Source organism: Novosphingobium organovorum, assembly GCF_022832435.1.
In the GTDB taxonomy this organism is placed as follows: domain Bacteria; phylum Pseudomonadota; class Alphaproteobacteria; order Sphingomonadales; family Sphingomonadaceae; genus Novosphingobium; species Novosphingobium organovorum.
Genome location: NZ_JALHLF010000166.1, coordinates 1 through 5,360, shown reverse-complemented (window position 1 = coordinate 5,360; position 5,360 = coordinate 1). Strand labels below are relative to the sequence as shown.

The window sequence follows — 5,360 nt, the reverse complement described above, 5'->3', positions numbered from 1 at the left end:
GGGCGAGCGAGGACCCGCCGGTCCTCGCCGCGCCCGAACCGCGCGGCGTGGCGCCGGGCAAGGACGGCGATGGCGCCGCCGCGCTCCCCGAACTGGTGGTGATGGTCCAGTGCGAATCCTTTGCCGATCCGGTAGAGCTGTTCGGCGAGCCAGGCCCTGCCCTGCCCGGTCTTGCGGCCGCGCGGGCGCGCGCCTGGCAGTGGGGCGATCTCCAGGTCAGCGGCTTTGGCGCCTACACCATGCGCACCGAATTCGCCGCGCTGTTCGGGCGCGAGGAAGAGGCGCTGGGCTTTCGCCGCTACGACCCGTTCCTCAGCGCGCTGGGCGAGGCCAGCTACGCCTTGCCCCACCGGCTGGGCACCGAGGCGTGGGAGAGCCAGTTCGTTCACCCGCACGACATGCGTTTCTACGGCCGCGACCGGCTGTTGCCCGCGGCGGGCTTTGCCGAACTGGTGGGGGAGACGCATTTCGCGCCGCCTGCGCCGGGCGAGGGGCGCTATGTCGGCGATGCGGCGATCGCTTCCGAATTGCTGGCGCGCGCGCAGCGCGCGCAGCGGCCCACGCTGCTCTACGCGGTCACGATCGAGAACCATGGTCCCTGGGCCGCGGGCAAGGACAGCGGCGTGCCCGCTCTGGTCGCCAATTACCGGCGGCTGGTCGGACGGGGCGATGCGATGCTGGCGCGGCTCGACGCCGGGCTCGCTGCGCTGCGCCGTCCCGCGCTGCTGGTCTTTTTCGGCGATCATCGGCCGAGCATTCCGGGCGCGTGCGTGCCGGGCGGGGCGCGGCACACCCCCTATGTCATGGTGCGTTACAATGGCGCGGGCGAACCGGTGCACGCGCCGTTTGCGGCGCGGCACGATCGCACGCCCGCCGCGCTCCACCACGCCGTGCTCGATACGATGCTGGGGCGAACTCCGGCGGGGGTGGCCTGACCGGCCTGGTTCCGGATCAGGCTCTCAGCCAGGCGGGGCCAGCGCGCGCAGCAGGCGGTCGCGCCAGGGGCGTGGCAGGGCGCGGTCGAACAGGCGCAGCAGGGCAAAGGCGCGCGGGGTGACGAGATGCGCCTGGCGCCGGGATGCGGCGTGGGCGATGCGCCGGGCGGCCTCCTCGGGGGTGAGGACCATTGGCTTGCCGCCTGGAATGCGCCGGCCCGCAGGGGTGTCGATAAACCCCGGCGAGGCCAGCGTCACCGCCACGCCAAGCGGCCTTGCGGCGATCCGCAGCGCGTCGGCAAAGCGCGCGAGCCCGGCCTTGCTGGCGGCGTAGGCGGTGGCGAAAGGCAGCGCGTGAAACGCCGCGGCCGAGCCGATCAGGACGATCCGCCCGCCGCCCCGCGCGCCCATGCGCCGCGCCAGCACGGTGGCCATCGCGGCGGGGGCTTCGAGGTTGATGCGGATCAGCCGCGCGACGATCATGGGGTCCTCGCTGGTCGCGCCGGGGGAACGGGTATCGCCTTGTCCGGCGACGAGATAGGCCAGATCGAACCGGGCGGCGGCATCCTCGTGCTCGAGCGCGGCGATCGCGCGTGCGGTATCGTCGAGCGGCAGGGCGCGCACGCACGCCTCGGCCCCGGCGGCACGGCACGCCTCGGCCAGCGCGTCGAGGCGCTCCGGGTTGCGCCCCCACAGCCATAGTGCAACGCCGGGGCGCGCGTGGTGAAGCGCCAGAGCCCGGCCCAGCCCGCCCGAGGCGCCTGAAATATAGATTCGATGCACAGCGTCCATGGTCATCTCGGTCAAAGCGATTCGCACTTTGGTATTGTCACAGCGTTTCAATGAAATAATTCGGAGTTTACCGCATGTCTCTTGACACCGGCGAACAGGTTCTGTCCATCCTAGCCCGAATGAAGGATCCGGTTTCCCGTAAGCAGCGCGTTCGTCTTTTTCAGAGCGAATGGCTGGAAAAGCTGACCATGGTTTCGCCGCGCGCGTTCGCTGTGATCTGGGCCGTCCTGCTGCCGCTGATCGCGCTGGCGGGGTGGGGCTCGGTTGGTCCGGTGGCGGGCGCGCTGGCCACGATCGGCGGCCTGCTGTTCTGGTTCGTGTTCGAATACGCCATGCATCGCTATCTGTTTCACTGGCAGGCCCGCTGGGCGCCGGTGCGCTGGGTGGTGTTCCTGATCCATGGCAACCACCATGAAGACCCCAACGATCCGATGCGCAACCTGATGCCCCCGGTGCTGAGCGTGCCGATCGCGCTGGCGGTCTGGGCGGCGTTCTACGCGTTGTGCGGCCCTGCTGGGACGTGGGCGTTCCTGGGCTTCATGATCGGCTACGTACTGTACGATCTGATCCACTTCGCGTGCCACCAGTGGCCGATGAAGGGGGCGTTTGGCCAGGCGCTCAAGCGCCACCACATGCGCCACCACTATGTCGACCCGGAGAAGAATTTCGCGATCACCGCGATCGGGCTCGACCGGGTTTTTGGCAGCGCGGTGACTTCGGTGCGCGGCTGAGGCGGCGGTGCCTTGGCCGGGTGCGTTGGCGCCTTGGCCGAGGGGGCTTCGGGTTTGCGCGTGCCCCGGCATGGCGCACGAGAAAAGGCCCGCCTGCGCGAAGATCGGCGCAGGCGGGCCTTTTCTCGTGCCGGGTCTGGAAACCCGGTCCACTCGAGCCACTTGAGCCTTTTCCAGTCAGGTGGGCACACCTGACGGTTCAGGAAACGCGTCAAAACAAGGGTCTGAAGCGGTCGATCCGATGCAGTCGGGTCGAACCACTAGCACTTGTTTGATTTTAGTGGATTTTACGATTTTGACATTTGCAGACCCATCCCAGTCGCCAGGGGATGCAAATGGCAAAATCAATCCTCTAGCGGCGCTCGACACCCAGCTTGACGATGTCGTGCATGTGAATGATGCCCGCCAGCCGCTCGCCCTGGGTGACGAAGAGCACCGAGACCGCGCATTCGTTCATGATCCCCAGCGCCTCGCTGCACAGCGTGTCGGCGGTGGTGGTCACGGGCTTGGGGGACATGTGCTGCGCGATGGTATCGCTCAGCGGGTGGACGGTGATGCAGCGGCGCAGGTCGCCGTCGGTGAACGCGCCGACCAGATGGCCCGCGGCATCGACCACTGCGGTGCAGCCGTAGCGCTTGCGGTTCATCTCGATCGTCGCCTCGGTCAGCGTGGCGTGGCTGGGGACGCGCGGGATTGCATCGCCCGAGCCCATCACGTCGCCCACCGTGGCGAGCTGGTTGCCGAGCGTGCCGCCGGGATGGAACGCGCGGAAATCGGATGAGGTAAAGCCGCGCGCCTCGGTCAGCGCCACCGCCAGCGCATCGCCCAGCACGAGCTGGAGCGTGGTCGAACTGGTGGGCGCGAGCCGGTTCGGGCAAGCCTCGCGCACGGTGGGCATGACGAGGCAGATGTCCGCCGCGCGCGCGGCGGTGCTGTTGGCCTGCGCGGTGGCGACGATCAGTGTCACGCCCATCGTGTGGCAGTAATGGAAGATGTCACTCAGTTCGTTGGTTTCGCCCGACCAGGTGATCGCCAGCACCACGTCCTCGCGCGAGATAACGCCCAGGTCGCCGTGGCTGGCCTCGCCTGGATGCAGGTAGAGCGCCGAGGTGCCGGTCGAGCGCATGGTCGCGGCGATCTTGCGCGCGACATGCCCGCTCTTGCCCATGCCGGTAATGACCACGCGGCCCTGTGTGGCGGTGATGGTCTGGATGGCGCGTTCGACCGCGAGGCTGAGTTCGGGGCGCGAAAGCGCGTCCTTGAGCGCCTGGAGGCCTTCCATCTCGATGTCGAGCGTGCGCAGGGTCGAGAGGGTGTGGCCGGTTCGGGCGACATTGTTTTTCATAAGAATCTAAAACTCTTCAAATGCGCCGATTGCTACATGGCGTCCACGAGCCGAGATGTACGTGCGACGGAGCGAGGCTCCTGGCGCGCCGTGTTTCCGGCAGGCGTGGCATCGGTGGTATTCTTGCAGCCGTGTTATTCTGAAAAATTACGTCTCTGTTTCGATCGTTCGGGACGTTTCGCAAAGTTAACAGTTCCCAAGCTCGCGAAATCTACGTGGATTTGAATAATACCCCCTGCGCGGTGAGGCCCCGGCATCAGCCGGCGACGCGCCCGCCCTCACGGTCGATCGCCTTGCGGATATCCTGCACGAAGCGCGAATGGCGCACTCCCTTGAGGAACAGGTCCTGCACCAGATTGGCGCGCCAGCGACACGGGCGCTTGATCTGGATGAGCAGGATCGTGCGGTCCTCGTCGGTCTCGTTCCACACTTCGTGGTTGAACATGTCGTCGAACAGGAACGAGCGGCCCTCGTCCCAGTGCAGCACGTGGGTGGTCTCGCCTTCCTCGACATGCATGCGGCACTTCGTGCGCTCGCGCGGGGACTTGAGCGCGAGGTGCCAGGTCAGCATCCCCTTGGTCATGCCCCAGTGACGCGGAATGTGCCCGCCCGCCTCGAGGACCGAGAAGTTGGCGGTGACCAGCCCCGGCACGGTTTCGAGCAGCCGCGCGGTGATCGGCGCGCGCGCGGCGTTGGCCTTCATGCGATAGCCGTAGCCCTTGAGGAAGAAGGCGCGCCAGCGCCGGTCGGCGGCGATGCGGCCGTGATCGAAGGAAATGTCGCCGAGCGAGGGGATGTCCTGGGCGCGGATGCGCAGCGCCTCGTCGCGGATGGCTTCCCAGTTGGCTTCCAGTCGGGCGATCCAGGGGAAATAGCCGGTGTTCTGGATGGCGACGTCGGGCAGCCGGGAATCGCGCAGGATCATCCGGTCGATTCCGGGCCGCAATTCCTTGCCGATCTGGAACAGCGACTTGCCGACGAACGGTACTTTGCGGCCGCGGGCCTTGAGCGTTTCATTCCAGCTCACTCGCGTTCTCCCTTGCTGGCGTGGGGTGGTTCGGGCGCCTGCTATAGGGCAGTCCTGTTGCCGTGGTACAACGCCGGTTGATGCGAATGTGACAACCCGGCTTGCTCCAGGCTGTACGCTTTCGCGTTGTGCTGTTTCGCCTTGTGCTGCTGGGCCAAATCACTATCCGTGGGGCGCATAATGCAGCCTGCCCGACGTGACGACCAACCCGGATTGAAGAGTGGCCTTGCGCTTTTTGCGTCCATCCACCTCGATGCCCTGCGGCTTGCTCCGCGCGCCTATCTCGAAGCCTGGTGGTGGCGGGTGAACGGCAAGCGGCTGCGTGCGCGTGCGCGCTTTGCGCCCTTGCTTGGCGCCTCGCCGCGGGCCTACCGGCTGTGGCTGTGCGGCGAAAGCCGCGCCGGAGCGCAAAGCGCGCAAAGCCCGCAAAGCGCGCAAGCGCCGGCCGTGCAGACTGTCCCGATCATCCTGCTCGTCGATCCGGGCGAGGGGGGCGCCGCGCTGGCCGCCACGCTCGCCAGCGCGGCGCG

5 protein-coding genes and 1 pseudogene are annotated in these 5,360 nt (G+C 67.4%); 3 read left to right on the top strand and 3 right to left on the bottom strand.

The window, feature by feature from the left end; translation table 11 throughout:
• Window positions 1–935: sulfatase-like hydrolase/transferase (locus MTR62_RS19680; RefSeq protein ID WP_244024136.1), on the top strand; the 935-nt coding region annotated here is incomplete at its 5' end.
• A gap of 24 nt (window positions 936–959) precedes the next feature.
• Here the strand turns inward: MTR62_RS19680 and MTR62_RS19675 are convergent.
• Window positions 960–1,727, bottom strand: a complete 768-nt coding sequence (locus tag MTR62_RS19675; RefSeq protein ID WP_244024134.1) for an SDR family NAD(P)-dependent oxidoreductase — start codon at window positions 1,725–1,727, stop codon at window positions 960–962.
• A gap of 188 nt (window positions 1,728–1,915) precedes the next feature.
• Between MTR62_RS19675 and MTR62_RS19670 the strand changes: the two genes are divergently transcribed.
• On the top strand, window positions 1,916–2,458 hold the full coding sequence (locus MTR62_RS19670; RefSeq protein WP_244024132.1) for a sterol desaturase family protein: 543 nt from the start codon (window positions 1,916–1,918) through the stop codon (window positions 2,456–2,458).
• A 352-nt stretch (window positions 2,459–2,810) separates the two neighbouring features.
• On the opposite strand, the gene MTR62_RS19665 is transcribed toward MTR62_RS19670, so the two are convergent.
• A complete protein-coding gene (locus MTR62_RS19665) occupies window positions 2,811–3,803 on the bottom strand; it encodes a KpsF/GutQ family sugar-phosphate isomerase (RefSeq protein WP_244024130.1) in 993 nt (330 codons plus the stop codon).
• 256 nt (window positions 3,804–4,059) lie between these two features.
• Window positions 4,060–4,830: an aspartyl/asparaginyl beta-hydroxylase domain-containing protein gene (locus tag MTR62_RS19660; protein ID WP_244024128.1), complete on the bottom strand. Its 771-nt coding sequence runs from the start codon at window positions 4,828–4,830 to the stop codon at window positions 4,060–4,062.
• Window positions 4,831–5,010: 180 nt separating this feature from the next.
• On the opposite strand from MTR62_RS19660, the pseudogene MTR62_RS19655 reads away from it, so the two are divergent.
• Window positions 5,011–5,360, top strand: a pseudogene (locus MTR62_RS19655) (hypothetical protein); the annotation flags it as partial.